Genomic DNA, 3,166 nt, shown 5'->3' on the forward strand with positions numbered 1-3,166 from the left:
GGTCGTGAGTGACAACCGCCAGCGCACCCGAGTTCTTGGACCAGCGGTTGTTCAAATGCTTGGCCAGCCACGTGATCCCATCCACGTCCAGGTGGTTGGTGGGCTCGTCCAGGAAAATCACATCCCAGTCCTGGGCCAACAGGCCGGCCAGGGCCACGCGGCGTCGTTGCCCGCCGGAGAGCTCGCTGATGTCGGTGTCCCAGTCCACATCGGAGACCAGACCGGAGATCACATCGCGCACCTTGGCGTCCGAGGCCCAGACATGGTCGGGGACATCGCCGACGACGGCGTGGCCCACCGTCTGATTCGGGTCCAGGGTGTCCGCCTGGTCCAGCATGCCCACGGTGGTTCCCGAGCGCACGGTGACCCGCCCGCCGTCGGGATCAATGCGGCCGGCGAGCAACCGCATGAGCGTGGATTTGCCGTCACCGTTGCGACCGACGATGCCGATCCGGTCGCCCTGGTCTATGCCTAGGGAGACCGCGTCGAAAACGGTCTTGGTCGGATACTCGAGGTGCAGATTCTCTCCGCCAATCAGATGTGCCACGCAGGTCAGGATACAAGCGCCGGGGTCATCCAGGAGAAGTTTCAGAAACGCGTGGGAGACTTGACCCATGCAAGAAACGAACGTCACCGCCCCCGCCGCCGGGACGGTTCTGGATACACCGCAGGATTTGGCGAGCGCCGTGCAGCTCGTGCGCGAGCACCCGGGGCCCGTGGAGATCACGCTGGGCGCGGACCGCCCGGTGGGCCTCCACCTGGGCACGGTCGTGCGGCGTCAGGCCGGGGATCAGCTGTGCAAGGCCGGCGCGGACCCGTTGATCCTGCGCGCACCGGTCTCCGTGGATGACGACATACCGGACGAGGGCGTGATTGCCGAGTCCGACGCCGCCCTGGTCCTGTGCCACGGTGTGGGTGCCCAGGCGCTCGTGCTCGCCCTGGGCGGAATCACCCACCGCGGCAGGCAGCGGCAACGGCTGTATTCCATGGTGGCCGCGCTCGCCGAAGCGGCATCGGCCCAGGACGTGCAGCTGCTCGTGCAGAACCACACCGCAGTCGATGAAGTGGTCATGCTCCTGGTGCTCTTGGACCGCGAATTCGACCAGGACACCCTGGACGTCACCGAACCCGAGGTCGCATCTCTCGCGTGGGACGTGTCCCGTTCCCGCGACGCAGGCCAATCCGACACGGCTGCGTGGGGGTTCGTCCAGCGCGCGGCGAAGCGCGCCCCCGTGCTGGTGCGCGGTCTGGGACCGGGGGAGACGCGACACCTTGCGCAATCCCTTCCCGGGTTCGACGAGGCCATGGCCAACGGGCGCGTGCTCGCGGTGGAACACCGCCCCGTGACGCACTGAGTAAAGGCCGGAAAATGTTATGGTAATTTTCCGTGCATCCCGTGTGATGCACGGTTGTGTTGTCACGGTAGTGACAACCTTTCCGCCATGGTGTAATCGGCAGCACACCGGCCTTTGGAGCCGTGAGTCTAGGTTCGAGTCCTAGTGGCGGAACGCACGAACCACCCAGGTGCAGATGGGTTCCCCCACCTGACGAGCAACCACGAGGAGTTAGCTCAGTGAGCATCGTCGATACCGCTGCCGATCAGAGCGCCGCGACCGGCGGGTCCAACCCCGCAGCAATCATTGTTCTGGCCGCCGGCAAGGGCACCCGCATGAAGTCCAAGACCCCCAAGATCTTGCATGAGATCGGGGGTCGTTCCATGGTGGGGCACGCCCTCAAGGTCGCGCGGGAACTCCATCCTGAACAGCTCGTGGCCGTCATCCGCCACCAGCGGGATCTGGTCGAAGAGCACATCAACTCCCTCGACGCGGACGTGTTGATCGCGGACCAGTCCGACGTTCCCGGCACCGGCAGCGCCGTGGACGCGGGTTTGGACGTCCTGGATCGTGAAACTCCCGTGGCCGGCACCGTGGTCGTGACCTACGGCGATGTCCCGCTGCTCACCGCTCAGACCCTGCAGGGTTTTGTGGCCTACCACCGCGACCACGGCAACGCCGTGACGGTGCTGACCGCTGATCACCCCACCCCGGGCAAATACGGTCGCATCCTGCGTGATGAGAACGGTCAGCTCGCGGAGATCAAGGAATTCAAGGACGCCACCGAGCAAGAGCGCGCGGTCGTGGAGGTCAACTCCGGAATTTTCGCGTTCGACGCCGCCGTGCTGCGCGATTCCCTGGCCCGGGTGGACACCGACAACGCCCAGGCCGAGAAGTACCTCACGGACGTCCCCAAGCTCGCGCGCGCCGCGGGCCACCGCGTGGACGCCCTCAAGATGGCGGACTTCATGGAGCTCGAGGGCGCCAACGACCGTGAGCAACTCTGCGAACTGGGCGCCTACCTGAACCAGCGCACCCTTAAGATGCACATGGCCAACGGCGTGACCGTGGTGGATCCGCGCAGCACGTGGATCGATGACACCGTGGAGATCGAGCAGGACGTCACCATCCTGCCCGGCACCCAACTGCACGGCACCACGCGCATCGCGGAGGACGCCGTCGTCGGCCCGGACACCACCCTCACCAACGTGACCGTGGGCAACGGCGCCACCGTGATCCGCACCCACGGCAGCGATGCCGAGCTGGGAGCGGGTGCATCCGTGGGGCCGTTCGCGTACCTGCGCCCGGGTACCGTGCTGGGCGCCAAGGGTAAGATCGGCACGTTCGTGGAAACCAAGAACTCGACCATCGGTGAGGGCTCCAAGATCCCGCACCTGTCCTACGTGGGTGACGCCACCATTGGCGAGCACTCCAATATCGGTGCCGCCTCGGTCTTCGTCAACTACGACGGCGTCAGCAAGCACCGCACCGTGGTGGGCAACCACGTGCGCATGGGCTCGGACAACATGTACGTTGCGCCCGTGAGCATCGGCGACGGCGCGTACTCCGGTGCCGGCACAACCATCCGCAAGGACGTTCCCGCCGGTGCGCTCGCCCTCACCGAGGGGAACCAGGTCATCGTGGAAGGGTGGGTGCCCAAGCACCGCCCCGGAACCGATGCGGCCCGGGCCGCGGAAGCAGCCAACGGCTCCCAAGATTCTGACCACGGATCCCAGGCCTAACGGGTCAGGGCACACGCGGCCAGCGCTCCATCAAGGCATTTCGAGGAAAGCGAGTTCACATGACCGGAATTACGAATGCGGGGTCGAACC

At 65.9% G+C, this 3,166-nt stretch carries 3 protein-coding genes and 1 tRNA gene; 3 read left to right on the forward strand and 1 reads right to left on the reverse strand.

The genetic code is table 11. The annotated features are described in order from the left end of the window. Positions 1-547, reverse strand: a 547-nt coding sequence (locus Q4E95_RS12270; RefSeq protein ID WP_303383572.1) for an ATP-binding cassette domain-containing protein, incomplete at its 3' end; no start/stop codon positions are given. A gap of 67 nt (positions 548-614) precedes the next feature. Here Q4E95_RS12270 and Q4E95_RS12275 point away from each other — a divergent pair. The 3 genes from Q4E95_RS12275 to glmU all read left to right on the forward strand — a co-directional run bounded on the left by Q4E95_RS12275 (position 615) and on the right by glmU (position 3,076). Then, positions 615-1,355 (forward strand): hypothetical protein, encoded by a 741-nt coding sequence (locus tag Q4E95_RS12275; RefSeq protein WP_303383573.1) that lies wholly within the window; start codon positions 615-617, stop codon positions 1,353-1,355. Between the two features lie 81 nt (positions 1,356-1,436). Then, positions 1,437-1,508, forward strand: a tRNA-Gln gene (locus Q4E95_RS12280). Between the two features lie 65 nt (positions 1,509-1,573). Further along, positions 1,574-3,076, forward strand: a complete 1,503-nt coding sequence (glmU, locus tag Q4E95_RS12285; protein WP_303383574.1) for a bifunctional UDP-N-acetylglucosamine diphosphorylase/glucosamine-1-phosphate N-acetyltransferase GlmU — start codon at positions 1,574-1,576, stop codon at positions 3,074-3,076. The last annotated feature ends 90 nt before the right edge of the window (positions 3,077-3,166 follow it).

It is taken from the genome of Kocuria sp. (assembly GCF_030536815.1).
In the GTDB taxonomy this organism is placed as follows: domain Bacteria; phylum Actinomycetota; class Actinomycetes; order Actinomycetales; family Micrococcaceae; genus Kocuria; species Kocuria gwangalliensis.

What these genes read in the sequence shown, in the direction of transcription:
- Q4E95_RS12275 (WP_303383573.1), top strand. Translation starts at nt 615, where the DNA reads ATGCAAGAAACGAACGTCACCGCCCCCGCCGCCGGGACGGTTCTGGAT.